Annotated in this window: 10 protein-coding genes; 5 read left to right on the top strand and 5 right to left on the bottom strand. The window is 61.3% G+C overall.

Annotated elements, in window-relative coordinates; all coding sequences use genetic code 11:
- The first annotated feature begins 63 nt into the window (after positions 1 to 63).
- From ACWPWQ_RS01945 to ACWPWQ_RS01930, 4 genes are all read left to right on the top strand, one after another.
- Entirely contained in the window at positions 64 to 1,194 is a 1,131-nt protein-coding gene (locus ACWPWQ_RS01945; RefSeq protein ID WP_139439356.1) for a ribosomal protein uL16 3-hydroxylase, read from the top strand.
- Between the two features lie 379 nt (positions 1,195 to 1,573).
- A complete protein-coding gene (gene pykF, locus ACWPWQ_RS01940) occupies positions 1,574 to 2,986 on the top strand; it encodes a pyruvate kinase PykF (protein ID WP_202046793.1) in 1,413 nt (470 codons plus the stop codon).
- A gap of 149 nt (positions 2,987 to 3,135) precedes the next feature.
- Positions 3,136 to 6,456: a mechanosensitive channel MscK gene (gene mscK / locus ACWPWQ_RS01935; RefSeq protein WP_319913281.1), complete on the top strand. Its 3,321-nt coding sequence runs from the start codon at positions 3,136 to 3,138 to the stop codon at positions 6,454 to 6,456.
- 130 nt (positions 6,457 to 6,586) lie between these two features.
- The gene (locus ACWPWQ_RS01930; RefSeq protein ID WP_025327715.1) at positions 6,587 to 7,195 is read left to right on the top strand and encodes a LysE family translocator; all 609 of its coding nucleotides are present in this window, start codon (positions 6,587 to 6,589) and stop codon (positions 7,193 to 7,195) included.
- A gap of 93 nt (positions 7,196 to 7,288) precedes the next feature.
- Here the strand turns inward: ACWPWQ_RS01930 and ACWPWQ_RS01925 are convergent, their stop codons facing one another.
- The 5 genes from ACWPWQ_RS01925 to ACWPWQ_RS01905 form a co-directional block, all read right to left on the bottom strand.
- Complete coding sequence (locus ACWPWQ_RS01925) at positions 7,289 to 9,460, bottom strand: carbohydrate-binding protein (RefSeq protein WP_454008877.1); 2,172 nt, start codon at positions 9,458 to 9,460, stop codon at positions 7,289 to 7,291.
- A 126-nt stretch (positions 9,461 to 9,586) separates the two neighbouring features.
- Positions 9,587 to 11,194 carry a glycoside hydrolase family 3 N-terminal domain-containing protein gene (locus tag ACWPWQ_RS01920; RefSeq protein WP_454008876.1) on the bottom strand — a complete coding sequence of 536 codons (1,608 nt, stop codon included), beginning with the start codon at positions 11,192 to 11,194 and terminating at the stop codon, positions 9,587 to 9,589.
- A gap of 30 nt (positions 11,195 to 11,224) precedes the next feature.
- A complete protein-coding gene (locus ACWPWQ_RS01915) occupies positions 11,225 to 12,202 on the bottom strand; it encodes an ABC transporter permease (RefSeq protein ID WP_202046797.1) in 978 nt (325 codons plus the stop codon).
- A 260-nt stretch (positions 12,203 to 12,462) separates the two neighbouring features.
- Positions 12,463 to 13,947 carry a sugar ABC transporter ATP-binding protein gene (locus ACWPWQ_RS01910; protein WP_454008875.1) on the bottom strand — a complete coding sequence of 495 codons (1,485 nt, stop codon included), beginning with the start codon at positions 13,945 to 13,947 and terminating at the stop codon, positions 12,463 to 12,465.
- 60 nt (positions 13,948 to 14,007) lie between these two features.
- Positions 14,008 to 15,087 carry a substrate-binding domain-containing protein gene (locus tag ACWPWQ_RS01905; protein ID WP_454008874.1) on the bottom strand — a complete coding sequence of 360 codons (1,080 nt, stop codon included), beginning with the start codon at positions 15,085 to 15,087 and terminating at the stop codon, positions 14,008 to 14,010.
- A 249-nt stretch (positions 15,088 to 15,336) separates the two neighbouring features.
- Here ACWPWQ_RS01905 and ACWPWQ_RS01900 point away from each other — a divergent pair, with 249 nt between their 5' ends.
- Positions 15,337 to 16,095, top strand: coding sequence for a response regulator transcription factor (locus ACWPWQ_RS01900; protein ID WP_202046799.1), 759 nt, complete (start codon positions 15,337 to 15,339; stop codon positions 16,093 to 16,095).
- Positions 16,096 to 16,209: the final 114 nt, after the last annotated feature.

Raw genomic sequence — 16,209 nt, 5'->3', positions numbered from 1 at the left:
CATTTCAGAGCCCTTGCCCAAGCCCGATTTGGGCAAGATCTCTCACAAGATACGAGAAGCACCATGTACGAACTCAATCTGGATATTGCCCACTTCCTCGAGCATTACTGGCAGAAGCGCCCGCTCCTCATCAAGGGCGGCTTCACCGACTTTCAGGATCCCATCAGCCCGGACGAGCTGGCGGGTCTGGCCATGGAGGAGGTGATCGAATCGCGCCTGGTGACCCGCTTCGACGGCAAGTGGGCCGCCGAACACGGGCCCTTCGAGTCTTATGACCACCTGGGGGAAGAGAACTGGACCGTGCTGGTACAGGCCTGCAACCACTGGGCCCCCGAGGTGCACGAGCTGGCGCTGCCGTTCCAGTTCATCCCGGGCTGGCGCTTTGACGATGTGATGGTGAGCTTCTCCACCCCTCACGGCGGCGTCGGCCCCCACATCGACAACTACGACGTCTTCATCACCCAGGGCCAGGGCAAGCGTCACTGGCGGGTCGGCGATGCCAAGCCCCTCGAGGAGTTTGCCGCCCACGCCGCCCTGCTGCACTGCGAGCCGTTCGAGGCGATCATCGACGCCATCATGGAGCCGGGCGACATCCTCTACATCCCGCCCGGATTCCCCCACGAGGGCTACGCCATCGAGCCCTCCCTGAACTTCTCCGTGGGCTTCCGCGCACCGGACGCCAAAGCGCTCATCTCCTCGTTTGCCGATCACCTGATCGACAACGATCTGCGCACCGAGCGTTACGGCGACCCGGACCTCAAGCCTCGCGCCCGTCACGGCGAGATCCAGCCCCATGAGCTGCACCGCCTGCGGGAGCTGATGCAACAGGCCCTGGATGACGAGACCCTGTTCAAGGAGTGGTTCGGCACCATGATCTCCGAGGCCAAGCACGATCTGGACGTGAGCCCCATGGAGCCTGACTACAGCGCCGAGGAAGTGGCCGACCTGCTGACCCAGGGCGAGCCCGCCATCAAGGTGCCGGGGCTGCGCTCCGTCTGGTTCAGCGGCGAGAGCCGTAGCTGCTACATCGACGGCGAGGCCTGGACCCTGCCGAGCGAGGATGCGGCCGCCATTTCGCTCCTGTGCGACAAGGACATCATCACCCAGGCCGACATGGTGGAACTCGCCGATCAGGCCGGTTTCCTGCAACTGCTGACCCGTCTCATCAACCGCGGTTACTGGTTCTTCGGCTAAGCCTGCGCAAAGGCGCGTCCCCTGGGTGGGTGACGCGCCTGGTCGAAAGCTGGTGCCTCTCCTGCGTGGTGGCGGTCCAATGACTACACTGGGTGACGGCCAAAGGGGGAAAGGGGCCCTGACCCGTCGCCGGCACTCTCATCCCTTGTTTGTCATTTAACTACATGGGATCGGGTCATCGACGGGGGCGAAAAATGGGAACCAAATGGCCTCACTCGCGGAAAATCAATTATTTTAGCCCCTAAAATCAGCTGTGAGCGAAAACGTTATCTTTCAAATTGAGGCGTTTTTAGCTCAAAACGTTGTTTCTGGATCATAAAAAGTATCCAAAAACTGGTGTATATTGCACGGCGGAAACTCCTTAACCATGAAGACTGACATGAAAAAGACCAAAATCGTCTGCACCATAGGTCCCAAGACCGAATCCAAAGAAATGCTCGGCAAGATGCTCGACGCCGGCATGAACGTCATGCGCCTGAACTTCTCTCACGGTGACTACGAAGAGCACGGCACCCGTATCCGCAACCTGCGTGAAGTGATGGCCGAGACCGGCAAGCACGCAGCCATCCTGCTGGATACCAAGGGTCCGGAAATCCGTACCATGAAGCTGGAAGGTGGCAACGATGTCTCTCTGGTCGCCGGCCAGACCTTCACCTTCACCACCGACCAGACCGTGGTTGGCAACAAAGACAAGGTCGCCGTGACCTACGCCGGCTTCGCCAACGACCTGCGCGTCGGCAACCGCATCCTGGTTGACGACGGCCTGATCGGTCTGGACGTCATCGAAATCACCGAGCGCGAAGTCATCTGCAAGGTGCTGAACAACGGTGATCTGGGCGAGAACAAGGGCGTCAACCTGCCGGGCGTCTCCATCAAGCTGCCGGCCCTGGCCGAGAAAGACAAGCGTGACCTCATCTTCGGTTGCGAGCAGGGCGTGGACTTCGTTGCCGCCTCCTTCATCCGCAAGAAAGAAGACGTGCTGGAAATCCGTGAGCACCTGAAGGCCCACGGTGGCGAAGCCATCCAGATCATCTCCAAGATCGAAAACCAGGAAGGCCTGGACAACTTCGACGACATCCTGGCTGTCTCCGACGGCATCATGGTTGCTCGTGGCGACATGGGTGTGGAAATTCCGGTTGAAGAAGTGATCTTCGCCCAGAAGATGATCATCACCAAGTGCAACAAGGCACGTAAAGTGGTCATCACCGCCACCCAGATGCTGGATTCCATGATCAAGAACCCGCGTCCGACCCGCGCCGAAGCCGGTGACGTGGCGAACGCCATCCTGGATGGTACCGACGCCGTCATGCTGTCCGGCGAGTCCGCCAAGGGCAAGTACCCGCTGGAAGCCGTGACCATCATGGCCACCATCTGCGAGCGTACCGACGCCGTGATGCCGTCCAACCTGTCTGCTGCCAACGACAGCAACAAGCTGCGCATCACCGAAGCCGTATGTAAAGGTGCGGTCGAGACCTCCGAGAAGCTGGACGCCCCGCTGATCGTGGTTGCCACCGAAGGCGGCAAGTCTGCCAAGGCCATTCGCAAGTACTTCCCGAAAGCCTGGATCCTGGCCATCACCACCAACAAGAAAACTGCTGCCCAGCTGGTCCTGACCAAGGGTGTGGTTGCTCACGTGGTTGACAGCATCGCCTCCACCGACGATTTCTATCGCATCGGCAAGGAAGCGGCACTGCAAAGCGGCATGGGCCTGAAGGGTGACGTGGTCGTCATGGTCTCCGGTGCCCTGGTACCGAGCGGTACCACCAACACCGCCTCCGTTCACGTACTGTAATCAGTGCTGAACCATTGAAAACGGCGCCTTGAGGCGCCGTTTTTTTTATCTCTCCCCCCTGCTGCCTCCCTCGCGCCGGTGCTAGAATCCACGCGGATTTCCCCCCAGTGGGAAACCTCCCGAATCTCGCATAATCACCCGGACGTTTTATGCCCTCAATACAGTTCAGAAGAGCCTCGGCCACCCTGTTGCCGCTGCTCTGTTTACTCATCAGCCTCTGCGCCCCGCAAGCCATGGCGCAGGATCTGCCCCAGCGCGCCACCGTACAGCGGGCGCTCGATGCCCTCGGCAAGTCAGAGACCCTCACCGTCAGCCAGCAGGCGGATCAGAAGTTGCTGACCGATACCTTAGCCCTGCTCGACAGCATCGAGAAGGAGCAGGCCAAGGCCAAGGCGCTGGCACAGCGGGTACGCTCCCTGCCCGGCGAAATGAAAGAGATAGGCGCCAAGATAGACTCCCTGGCCCAGGACAAGGGTCCTGAGCAGCTCAGGAGCGAATACGCCAGCATGAGCCTGGCGGAGCTGGAGAGCCGTCAGCCGGAGGTGCTGGCCAACATGCAGGATGCCCAGGAGGCCCTCGGCACCATAGGCAGCCAGATCACCAGCCTGCAGACCCTGCCGGAGCGGGCCCAGGCCAACATGAGCCGCGCCTATCAACGCAGCCAGGAGATCCGCACTCGTCTGAACTCCGGGGACGGCGTGAGCAGCGCCGAGAAGATGAAGCTCAATACCGAGCTGGCCTTGCTGGACTTGCAACTGGCCAACCTGCAAAAGGATCTGGACAACCGCACCAGCATGCAGGATCTGGCGGTCAAGCAGCGTGACTACCAGAGTGCGCGCCTCGCCCATGAAGAGCAGAAACTGCAGGCCCTGCAGGAGCAGAGCAGCGCCAAGCGCCTCGGCGACACCGAGAAGGCCGCCGAGCAGACCGGCGAGCTGGTCGCCACCCAGAACAACCCGCTGGTGCAAAAAGAGCAGGAGATCAACCACCAGCTCAGCCAGCAGCTCATCAGCGCCACCACCAACCTCAACCTGCTCGCCCAGAAAAACCTGCAGGCCAAGAGCTGGCTGGAGCGCGGCACCCAGACCGAGCGCAACCTGAACGAACAGGTGCAGATGCTCAAGGGCAACCTGCTGCTGTCACGCATCCTCTATCAGCTCTACCAGCAGCTGGAGGCCGCCCCCTCCACCCTGGTGAAGAACCTGGAAGAGCAGATTGCCGACCTGCACCTGGCCCAGTTTGAACTGAGCCAGCAACGGGATCAGCTGTTCCAGAAGGGCCAGTATCTGGACAACCTGATCGCCAACAGCAGGGAGACCGTCAGCGAAGAGGACAAGGCCATCCTGGTCAAGCTGATCGACACCCGCATCAGCCTGCTCGATCAGCTCAACCGCCAGATGGATGCCCAGCTGACCAACGCCATCAGCCTGCAGCTCACCCAGCAGCAGCTGACGCGCATCTATGCCTCCATCGAATTCACCCTGCAACAGCACATCTTCTGGGTCAGCAGCAACAAGCCCATCGATGGCAAGTGGTTCATCAACTGGCCGGGCCATGCCTACAAGCAGGCCTCCGACTGGGTGCTCAAGCCGGACTGGCAAGGCTGGGGCGACATGCTGCTGGCGGTCTCCCTGCTGGCCCTGCCGCTGCTGCTGGTGGGTGGCCTGCTGCTGTGGAAACGCCCGACCCTGGTCAAGCGCCAGCAGCGGATCGCCAAGGATCTCGGCCGCTTCCGCCAGGACAGCCAGTGGCACACCCCGCGCGCCCTGCTCTACACCGTATTGCAGCGCCTGCCGGGTACCCTCTTCATCCTGGCCGCCGGCCTGCTGCTGGCCTATTGTGGCCTGCTGAGCCCGCGCCTCATCTTCCAGATCACCCTGAACCTGGCACTGGGCTACCTGGTGTTCAGCGTCTACCTGTCGGTGATGCGCCCTGGCGGCATCGGCGAGAGCCACTTCCGCATCCCGCGGGACGAGCTGCAGGCCAAGCGCAACAGCATGCGTTACCTCTGGCTGCCCCTGCTGCCCCTCATCATGCTGTCGACCAAGGCGGTGGTGGAGCCCTCATCGCTGGGCAACGATGTCATCGGCCAGGCGCTGACCATGCTGCTGCTGGGGCTGACCGCCTACCTGGTGCTGCCCATCTCCCGCGCTCGCATCAAGGGCGAGGCCAGCATGCTGCAGACCATGACGGCCGTCGCCCTGGCGCTGGCGCCGGTGGCCCTGATGGTGCTGGCGGCGCTCGGCTACTACTACACCGCCCTGAAGCTGACCGGTCGCCTGATCGAATCCTTCTACCTCATCATCATCTGGAGCCTGGTCTATCGCACCGCCCTGCGTGGTCTGGAGCTGGCGGCCCGCCGTCTGGCCTACCGCCGCGCCGTCGCCAAGCGCGAGCACAAGCCTTCGGAAGATGCGGAAGGGGGCGAGGCCATCGAAGAGCAGCCCATGGATCTGGAAGAGGTCAGCCAGCAGTCCCTGCGCCTGACCCGCATCATGCTGCTGCTGGTATTCGGCGTCGCCTTCTACTGGCTCTGGTCCGATCTGGTCGCTGTCTTCACCTACCTCGACAGCGTGGTGCTGTGGCACAAGAGCGAGGGCACGGGTGCCAACGCCGTGCTCTACCCCATCAGCCTGAGCGACGTGCTAACCGGCCTGTTCCTGTTCGGGGCGGCCCTGTCGCTGGCCCGCAACCTGCCAGGCCTGCTGGAGGTACTGGTGCTCTCCAAGCTGCGCCTCGCCCAGGGCACCGCCTACGCCTTCACCACCATGCTCAACTATGTGCTGATCGGGATGGGCTCGCTCACCGCCCTGGCCATGCTGGGAGTCCAGTGGGAGAAGCTGCAGTGGCTGGCCGCCGGCCTCTCGGTCGGTATCGGTTTCGGCATGCAGCAGATCGTCTCCAACTTCATCTCCGGCATCATCATACTGTTCGAGCGCCCGGTGCGGATCGGGGACACCGTCACCATCGGCACCATCTCGGGCACGGTCAACAAGATCCGCATCCGCTCGACCACCCTCACCGACTTCGACCGCAAGGAGGTGATCATCCCGAACCAGCAGCTGATGATAGAGCGGCTGATCAACTGGTCCCTGTCCGATACCGTCACCCGGGTCATCGCCCGGGTCGGGGTGGCCTATGGTTCGGATCTGGAGCTGACCCGCAAGCTGTTGATGCAGGCGGCCACGGAGAACAGTCGGGTCTTGAAAGACCCGGCCCCCATCGTCTACTTCCTCACCTTCGGCCCCAGTACCCTGGATCACGAGCTGCGCTTCTTCGTGAGCGAGCTCGGGGATCGCAACCCGGCCATCGATGAGCTGAACCGCCGCATCGACGTGCTGTTCCGTGAACACGGCATCGACATCGCGTTCAACCAGATGGACGTCCACATCAAGAACCGGCAAGGGGACGAGCAGAAGATAGAGTCCCGCCCGAGCCTGCCGCCGCCCAATGGTGGCAAGCCGGCCTGATGCCGACCTCCTGCCCCTGCAAACAGGCTCCTCATTGGAGCCTGTTTTTTTTACCCTGGCTGCCGGCCTTGAAAGCGGGAGCAGGCCCCCAATATAGGGAAGACAACGGAATGTCACCCACGAGGATCTCATGGACTATCTCTACGCCGTGGTGCTCTTTGCCATCTCGGCATCGGTCACCCCGGGACCGAACAACATCATGGTGATGAGCGCAGGCGCCAACTTCGGGATCAGGCGCAGCCTGCCGCTGCTCATGGGGATCTGCGTCGGCTTCACCCTGATGCTGTTGCTGGTGGGGCTGGGCTTCGGCCAGCTGTTCACCCTCTTCCCCAGCCTGCACTTCGTCATCAAGTGTGTCGGCACCCTCTATCTGCTCTATCTCGCCTGGCTGATTGCCCGCTCCGCCGACGAGGTGACGGGAGACGCCTCCGCCCGCCCCCTGGGGTTCCTCAAGGGCGCCCTGTTCCAATGGGTCAATGCCAAGGCCTGGGTGGTCGCCACCGGCGCCATCGCCGCCTTCACCAGCGCAGGGGCCGACTTCCATCAGCAGAACCTGACCATAGCCCTGACCTTCTTCATCGTCTCTTTCCCCTGCGTCGGGCTCTGGCTGCTGTGCGGCACCCTGCTCAAGCGCTGGCTGACCAATGCCCTCGCCCGCCGCAGGTTCAACCATGCCATGGCGGCCCTGCTGGCCCTCTCAGTGGTGCCCGTCATCCAGGAGATCCTGAGCCGGCCCTGACACCGCGCACATGAGTCCATCAAGAAACACAGGCCCCGAAGTGGGGCCTGTGTTGTTAGGTGACAGCTATCACTCGGCGCGCATAAAGGGCGTTTAGCTGCAGGCACCGATCAGCTTCCAGGGGTCCCCTGCGCTCGGCACATTGCCACTGTTCCACCACTTGGCCTCATAGATATTGCCGTTGTAGGTCACCTTGTTGCCCGTGGTATACACAGACCCGGTGGCCCAGCTTGCCGGGCAACTGCTGCCCTGCTCGAAGCTGACCGACAGGCTATGGGCACTATTCACGGCTGGGAAGGTATAGCTACCGGCCACAACCTGCGCCACACCATCGACGGTGAGGGATTTCACCTTGTAACCGGTATCGGGCAACAGGGTGACGGTGAAGCTGGTTCCCCCCTTGGCCTTCAACACCCCGTTCATCGGCGCCGGTGACAGAGTGCCACCGACCCCGACGTTCACGCTGATGTCGAAGAAGACGGGAATGTCGATGGTGGCTTCGCTGTAGCTGCCGCTAAAACCGGCGAAGTTGGTCGCACTGAGGGTATTCACCGCCGTGTTCTTCAGCACTATCTGCTTGGCATCCCCCTTGGCATAGGGTTCAACCAGGCTGATGACCACGTCGCTCCCCTCCTGGCTCAGCTTGATGCCAGAGAAAGGCACCGGCTGGTTGCTCGGGGTGGTGATGACCGTCTTGGCCGGATCGAAGCGACTGACGACCAGCGTCATGTTCCAACCCCAGTTCAGCGAGCTAAGCGGCACTATATAGCCGAGGCGATCGTAGCTGCCGGTGACATTGGTGAACATCTCGGGCCTGATATCCTTGAGGGTCAACCCCACCAGCTCATAGGAGGAGTAGATGCCGCCATCCTCCGCCTGCGGGCCCAACACCACCGAGGTGGCCGTCTCATAAGCCTTCAGGTGTTTGAAGCCGATGCCGGCACTGCCCGCAATCTTGTCGACCGCAGGATCGAAGCCCTGGACCACCTGCTTGCCCGAGTTCCAGGCCAGGGTGTAGATATCGGATTTGGTGATGACGGCAGCCGGATTGGCATGCACCGACGCCGCGCTGACCCCCTTGAGCAGAACGCGCTGACCGGCAAACTGCAACTCGGCGCCATCGGCGACATCACCAATCACCAGATCCGCCAGGGGATCCGCCATGCTCCAGCCACGCAGCACGATGAGATCATTGCCTGGGGTGAAGTCATTGACCGTGGTCAGGCCGTTCGCCTGCTCGTTGAGCAGGATTTGATCCTTGCCACCACCTGTGATGACAATGTCATTGCCCCAACCGGCCGTCAGCACCTCATCATAAGGTGAGCCCTGGGTGATGCTGTCACCCGGGGTGTCAAACAGGCTGTTGTAGTCACCAAACTTGTAGACGTACTTGGTGATGCAGGTCCCGAGCTCATCACAGGTGATCTGATCCTTGGTCAGCAGGGCGCCGACCCCCCAGGCGCCACGCAGGTGTGCCGCCGCCAGGATGCCTGACATGGTGGCACGGACCTGAATTGGCTGACCGTTGTCATCCTTATCGGGCCAGCTCTTGGCCAGGGCCTGGGCCCAGGTCATGTTGGCGTCCTTGAGCAGCTTGCTTATCACCTGATAGTTGAAATGCATGGCGTCGCGCATCACCAGCTCCTGCTTCTCCGGCAGGCGCAAGTCCGCCAGGGAGTTGACCCCATTCTTGCCGACAAAGGTTCCCTGCCAGCGGTTGACATCGGTCACATAGACCTTGTTGCCGCCCGAGCCCTCGATCTCGGCCAGGGCCTCGGTCTTGCAACCCGCCCAGGTGGAGTCCGGCACGAACATGTAGAAGCTGTCGTACTCCTTGCCATCGACAGTCACCTGTTTCGGGCTGTAGTAACCGGCGTCGATCAGCACCGCCTCTCCCAGCTGATAACCGATAAAACCCCAAGCGTTCAAGGAGTTGTATTGCATCTTCCGGAACATGGCCGCATCGGTCGGGGTGGCGGAATTATAGATATTGCCCACCCCCAGCTTGTTGAAGAAGCCGCTGATGGTGGTTGGCTCGGACAACATGCTGCCGGTCGAGCAATCCCGAACCAGACGACCCGGTGCCGTCACCTGGGCATAGGTGTAGACAGGGTTGTCGAGGTTTTGCAGATAAAAATCTGCCAGTGCCGGATTGATACCGGATTCAAAGTTGCGCAGCGCATCCAGGAAGTCCTGAGTGCCCCCCTTGGCCGCCAGAGCGGGGACAGCCAACGCGAGCAACACGGTTGCCGACACTATTTTCATGGTGCTTTTCAAAGCCTGCACCCTCTAATTAGTCCATTAATCACCGGGCAATTGCCCATGCAGGCTCCCAACAACACACTCCTAGGAGAAATCCCCCGCCATCCGGGATGGCGGGAAAAACAAAAGTTAACTGACCAGACCCACCGCCCGGCTGTGCTGGGTCGCCAGGGTGCCATTCAACACCTTGGCGGCGGCGCGAGCGCTCTCGGGGCGGGCCGAGTGGCTGCACAGGTAATAGCGCACATCCGGATAACCGAGCAGGTCATAAGGGCTGCGCAGTGCCACCACTATCAGTTTCTCGACCTCGCGGCTGAGCCGGCGGACCAGGGCCTGGGCCTCCCCTTGGGCGAAGTCTTCTCCGGGCAGAGGATGGTGCTCGGTCACCACCAGCAGCCAGTCGTCGCCGACGGTTGCCAGCTGCTCGGGCGTCACGGACAGCACCCGTCGAGCGCCCTGATCCAGAGCCGCAAGGAAGTGATCGAAGGCAGGTTCACGCTGGTTGGGGCCTATGCCACGGGGATTGGTGAGGTTGTGATAGCTGGTCGCCGGGGTGGCGTTGAGCACATAGAAGGGCCCCTCGCCCAACTCGGGCACCTGGCGTAGCCAGGTGAGCGCCTGGTTGGCACAGCGGTTGGCCACCTGCTGGTTTGCCGCCATGTCGGTGGGTTGATAGAGCGCCATGGGCACCAGCTTGGCGAGCTTGAAGGCAAGGATGCGAGCCAGGGCGGCATCGATCACTGCCTCGTCCAGATCCCCCGCTGCCACCGCGGCCATGATGCCGTGGATCATGGCGAACTGCTTGTCGAGGTAGGAGTCGCTGTGATCGTAGTGCTCCTCGGAGAGCATGATCATGTTGATGCCTGCCTTGAGCGCCAGCACTGCCGCCGTGGCGGGGGAGTAGTGGTGGACGATGGCCCCCATGTTCATGCTGTCGGAGATGATGATGCCCTCGAAGCCCATCTCGGTGCGCAGCAGATCCTGCAAGATGATCGATGAGAGCGTGGCCGGGTGCTGACTGTCGAGCTGCGGATAGAGGATGTGGCTGGTCATGATGAGATCCACCCCGGCATCGATGGCGGCCTGGAAGGGCCGCAGATCCTGCTCGCGCAACTCGCTGAGGGACTTGTCGACCCTGGGGATCTCCCTGTGGGTGTCACCCTGGGTGTCGCCGTGCCCGGGGAAGTGCTTGCCGCTGCCACAGATACCCCCCTGATGCAGACCGCGCACCGCCGCCGCCGCGTGCAACGCCACCTTGGCAGGCCTGTCCCCGAAGGAGCGGCTGTCGATGATGGGGGAGCTGGGATTGAAGTTCACGTCGCAGCAGGGCCCCAGAATGCAGTTGAAACCGGCAAGGCGCATCTCCTCGGCCATGGTCTTGTACATGGCTTCGGTACCCTGCCCGGTCTCGGCCACACCGAGCGCCAGATTGCCGGGCCCAGTGGTGGACTCCCCCACCAGCACGCCCCAGGCCCCCTCCTGATCCACTCCGAGCAGCAGCGGTAGGCGACCCTTCTCGGCACCTATGCTGGCCAGCTCCCGAGTCAATTGCTGGGCCTCGGCGAAGGTATCGCCGTTGTCCTGGCTCAGGTAACAGCCTCCCAGGTTGTACTCGACTATCATGGTGCGCGCCTGCTCGGCGGACTTGCCCGGGAAGGCCAGGATGAACAACTGACCCACCTTCTCTTTCAGGCTCCAGCCGGAGATGATGCTCGCCACCTTGGGATCCATCTTCATGATCTCTTCCTTAAGTATCTGATAATAAATTTATTTTTTTCGCAGCTGCTTGAGCTGCCCCATGGTGAAGGTGACGGCGACGATGACGATGATGCCCCGCAGGATCAGTTGCTGATCCACGTTCAGCCCCATCAGGATCAGGCCATTGTTGACCATGCCCATGATGAGGGCGCCGATGACGGACCCCACCACCATGCCCTTACCACCAAACAGATTGGTCCCCCCTATGATGACGGCGGCAATCACCAGCATGAGATCGCTCTCCCCCAGGGTGTAGCGGGCGCTTTGCAGCCGCCCCGAGTAGAGGATGCCCGCGAGAGCGGCGAGAAAACCGTTGAGCATCAGCACGTAGAGCTTGATGCGGTTGATGTTGATGCCCGAATACATGGCGGAGATCTTGTTGCCCCCGGTCGCCAGCACCTGCTTGCCGAAGCGGGTGTTGCGCAGCACGAAGGCGCCTGCCACCGTCACCAGAATGGTCCAGATGAAGAGCACCGAGATGGGCCCTATGTCACCCGAGCCGAAGATGAACACATAGAGGTCGTTGTCGATGGGGATGGATTGCAGCGAGGTGGACCAGCGAGCGATGCCGGTGATGATGCCGGTGGTACCCAGGGTCACCAGGAAGGAGGGAATGCCGACCTGGGTCACGAACAGGCCGTTGATGGCCCCTATCATGGTGCCCACCAGGAGCGCCGCCGAGACCGCCAGCAGAATGCTGTCCGTCTCCTGCAGGGTCAGCGCCGCGACTATGGCACTGAGTGCGACCGTGGCGCCGAACGAGAGATCTATCTCGGCGGCACTCAGCACGAAGGTCATGCCCACCGCCATGATGGCGATGGTGGCGGTCTGACGCGCGATGTTCATCAGGTTGACGGCGCTCAGGAAACCTTTGTCATGAAGCACCACGGAAAAGAACACGAAGATGCCGACGAACACCATGTAGATGATGTAGTCGCGCCAGTTGATACCGCGGCCCTTGGGCGCCGGCAGAGTTAAATCTTTCATCCTTGACTCCTTGCTTGTTATTGAACCGCCGCCAGCAGCGTCTCTTCATTCACCCGTCGCCCTTCCAGGCAGGCGACGACCCTGTGTCCCTTGCTCACCACACAAGATCCCTTGTTCACCACGCAGGGCTCCTTGCTTGTCATTGAACCGCCGCCAGCAGCGTCTCTTCATTCACCCGTCGCCCTGCCAGGCAGGCGACGACCCTATGTCCCTTGCTTACCACACAGATTCCTTGTTCACCACGCAGGGCTCCTTGTTTGTCATTGAACCGCCGCCAGCAGCGTCTCTTCATTCATCCGTCGCCCTTCCAGGCAGGCGACGATCCGCCCCTTGTTCACCACATAGATGAGGTCACAGAAGCTGGCGACCTCGGCATATTCACTCGACACGAAAATGGCCCCGTTACCGGCGGCGACATAGCTGTCCACTATCTTCATGATTTCGTACTTGGCATGGATATCGATGCCGAAGGTGGGATCGTCGAGCAGCAACACCTTGGCCTTGGTGGAGAGGCACTTGCCGATCACCACCTTCTGCTGGTTGCCGCCGGAGAGAAAACGCACCGACTGCTCGGGACCGCTGGTCTTGACCCCCAGGCTCTTGATCTGGGCCCGCACCATGGCGTCTCCCTTGAGCTTGTCCAGACCCAGTCCCTGGGTGAGCCGGTCATAGGCGGCCATCAACATGTTGTCGGCCACCGAGAAATCGAGCACCAGGCCCTGGCTGCGCCGCTCCTCCGGTACCATGTTGATGCCAAGCGAGATGGCCTGCCTGGGTGAGCGGATCCGCACCGGCTCGCCATCGATGCGGATCTCGCCCGCCTGGATGGGTGTCAGGCCATAAATGGCCTCAAGGATCTCGGTACGGCCACTGCCCAGCAGACCCGCCAATCCCACGACTTGGCCCGGCATCACCCTGAGGGAGATGTCGTGCAGCTGTGCATTCGAGACGCCCTCCAGCTCGAGCAGAGGCACGGCATCCACGGCAGACCCCGGGCGTGACCAGCTCAGGCTGGTGTCGCCCTTGCTGCCGAGCATGGCCTCGACCAGTGCCTCGACGCTGGTGTTGGCCGTGTGGGTGGCGAGCACCGTATGGCCGTCACGCAGCACGGTCACGGCGTCGCAGACCCGCATGATGTCGCTGAGATAGTGGGTGATGTAGATGATGGACATCCCCTGGCCCTTGAGGGTGGCAATCACCTTGAACAGCTCGTTGATCTCATTGTTGGAGAGCGAGGCGGTCGGCTCATCGAGCACCAGGATGCGGGCATTCTGGGCCAGGGCCTTGGCTATCTCGACGAACTGCTGCTGACCAACGCTCAGCCGCCCCACCTCGCAGTCCGGATCCAGATCGACACCCAGCATGGCGAGCAGAGGGGCGACACGCCTGACCCTGTCCCGGTTGGAGATGATCGCCCCGCTCTCGCCGCCGCCAGCCAGGAAGATGTTGTCGGCCACCGACAGGGTCGGCACCAGGCTGAGATCCTGATACACCATGGCGATCCCCTCGGCCTGCGCCTCTTTGGGGGTGGTGAAGCGGCAGGGTTTGCCAAACAACAGCACCTCGCCACCGTCCCGACCATGAAAGCCGTTGAGCAGCTTGACCAGGGTGGACTTGCCCGCCCCGTTCTGACCGACGATGGCATGCACCTCGCCACGCTTGAGACGAAACGACACATCCTTGAGCACGGGGATGCCGTCAAACCCCTTCTTGATACCACTCGCCTCTATGGCGTACAGCTCCATGTGATAACTCCTTCCGTGAGATGGAACGAGTAGCCGCCTGCAAGGCGGCTACTCGTACGCTTATTGACTGAGTGCCTTGGTAACGGCGGCCGGTGGAGCCCGACGCAGCGCCTGTTGCCAGGCATCGGCCAGGTTGTCGCGGGTCACCGCATCGGCGGAGACGGTGACGAAGGGAGGGGTCTGTTCTCCCAGCTTGGCCAGGGCCCCCATGGTGGCCAGGGTCTGGCCGAGGTCATAAGGTAAATCCGTCACTATGCCGGCCACGTTGCGGCCCTTGGCCATGTCCAGGGCATTGGCGGCGCCCAGATCCATGGTGATCACCTTGATGTCACTGCGTCCGGCGGCCCGCGTCGCGGCGACCACCCCTTCGGCGATGGAATCCCAGGGGGCATAGATGGCCTGGATGTCCGGGTGCTGGGTGATGAGAGCCGAGGCAACCACCTCACCATCATTGGCGTTGGCAATGCCCTGCTTGGCGAGGATCTGGACGCCTGGGTGATGCTTGGCCAGGTTGGTCAGCACCGCCTGATCCCGCTGGTTGGTGACGTAGTAGTTCGCCTCGTGGTAGATGAAACCTATCTTGCCCTGCTCGCCCACCGTCTTGGCCAGCATGTCGGCAGCCAGACCCCCCATCTCGAACAGGTCGTCGGTGACGATGCCGGCGTAATCCTTGCCATATTCAAATCCCGTTGGCAGGTTGCTGATCAGCACCAGCTTGCTGCCTTGCTGGACCGCGGGACGAAAGGCCGCGGCGCCGGAGACGGGGTCGACCACCAGGGTAAGAATGATGTCGGGAGCCATGGCCATCACGGTTTCCACGTCCGTCCTCTGCTTGTTGGCATTGAATTCGGCATCGGTCACCGCCACCACTTTGACGTTCAAGTCATGGAATCTGTCTTTGGCACCCTTGATGAGGGCACTCGACCAGTCGGAGGTGGTGTGCATCAGGATGGCGGCCGTGTAATGCTGGGCCTTGACCCTGTCTTGCTGGGCAGTAGTGAGTGTTACCTGGGTATAAGGGGTTGGTTGTTCGCCATTGGGCCCCAGTGTCGTGGTCGCCTCGGCGGCCTGGGCCCCGTTGCCGAGCAGCATGACGGCGGTCAATGCCGCCAGTAAAAAGTGTGAGCGTTTTGCCAACATGGTATTCTCCCTATATCCATTGAGTGGTTGATAGGTATTATCTAGGTGTTTTATAGCCTGTAATGAGATGCACCTCACTAAAGAGCGCGATGTTTTTGCGACACAGCTCACAGGATGTTCAATTTTTGTTAATTAATGACGGGAAAAATCTGAGCGTCTGGGTATTCACTGGGTGAGCCGAACACAACAACAGGGATGAATGAAGGCGAAATACGGGGACTTATCACGAGATGCAGAACTGGAAGGAACATGAGTAACAAGCTGATCCCTATCGTCGAGCAGGGGCTCTGCCATCAACTGCTGGCGCGCAATGACATCTATTTCATCAGCTTCGATGAGCAGGAGCAGGTGGTGGCATCCAGCTATCCGGTGGATACCCTGACCCTCAATCGGCTAGACGATCTGGTGTTCCTGGTAGGTCCCGACTACCTGAAGGCCATACGCCAGCGGATCCGGGGCAACCTGCCCACCTTGCATTTCGAGATCCTCAACCTTGCCTTCGAGCTCTTCGCCCATGACGGACCGGACGGCACCCGCATCTGGTGCCTGCAGATCAAGCCGAGCGAGAGCCAGGACGCCTCAGGCATAGAGCAGGATCACCGGCTCATCAACGAACTCGCTCACTCCCTGGCCGCACTCAGCGACAGCCAGGGGGCGGCGCCCGGTGAGCAGCATCAGCAGCTGATCGCCCGCCACCTGCCCGAAGTGGAGCAAAAGCTTACCCAAATTCAAGATCCGGCCCTCAAGATGTGCCTGGAGCTGATCCGCGCCAGCATGGAGAAGAGCCTGCAGGCCGACGGCAACCAACGCCTGCTGGAGGTGCTGACCCCCTCGGAGATGCAGGTGGCCGAGTTCATTCGCAGCGGCATGTCCAGCCAGGAGATCGCCAGCGCCCTCAAGGTGGCGCGCAAAACGGTGGAGAATCATCGCAACAGCGTGCGCATCAAGCTGGGGCTGGCCAATCGCGGCGTCAACCTGCGCAACTACCTGCTGAGCCTGGAAAAATAACCCGTGCCACAACAAAGACAGGGCTGGTCTATCGCGGCGTCAATCTGCGCAATTACCTGCTGAGCCTGGAAAAATAACCCGTGCAACAACAAAGACAGGGCTGGCCAATTACGA

It is taken from the genome of Aeromonas sp. Marseille-Q7275 (genome assembly GCF_965119515.1).
This window is presented reverse-complemented; position numbering and strand designations above follow the sequence as displayed.

Bases quoted from the DNA above. Each gene is read 5' to 3' on its own strand.
- ACWPWQ_RS01945 (WP_139439356.1), top strand. From the start codon at position 64: ATGTACGAACTCAATCTGGATATTGCCCACTTCCTCGAGCATTACTGG.
- pykF (WP_202046793.1), top strand. From the start codon at position 1,574: ATGAAAAAGACCAAAATCGTCTGCACCATAGGTCCCAAGACCGAATCC.
- mscK (WP_319913281.1), top strand. From the start codon at position 3,136: ATGCCCTCAATACAGTTCAGAAGAGCCTCGGCCACCCTGTTGCCGCTG.
- ACWPWQ_RS01930 (WP_025327715.1), top strand. From the start codon at position 6,587: ATGGACTATCTCTACGCCGTGGTGCTCTTTGCCATCTCGGCATCGGTC.
- ACWPWQ_RS01925 (WP_454008877.1), bottom strand. From the start codon at position 9,460: ATGAAAATAGTGTCGGCAACCGTGTTGCTCGCGTTGGCTGTCCCCGCT.
- ACWPWQ_RS01920 (WP_454008876.1), bottom strand. From the start codon at position 11,194: ATGAAGATGGATCCCAAGGTGGCGAGCATCATCTCCGGCTGGAGCCTG.
- ACWPWQ_RS01915 (WP_202046797.1), bottom strand. From the start codon at position 12,202: ATGAAAGATTTAACTCTGCCGGCGCCCAAGGGCCGCGGTATCAACTGG.
- ACWPWQ_RS01910 (WP_454008875.1), bottom strand. From the start codon at position 13,947: ATGGAGCTGTACGCCATAGAGGCGAGTGGTATCAAGAAGGGGTTTGAC.
- ACWPWQ_RS01905 (WP_454008874.1), bottom strand. From the start codon at position 15,087: ATGTTGGCAAAACGCTCACACTTTTTACTGGCGGCATTGACCGCCGTC.
- ACWPWQ_RS01900 (WP_202046799.1), top strand. From the start codon at position 15,337: ATGAGTAACAAGCTGATCCCTATCGTCGAGCAGGGGCTCTGCCATCAA.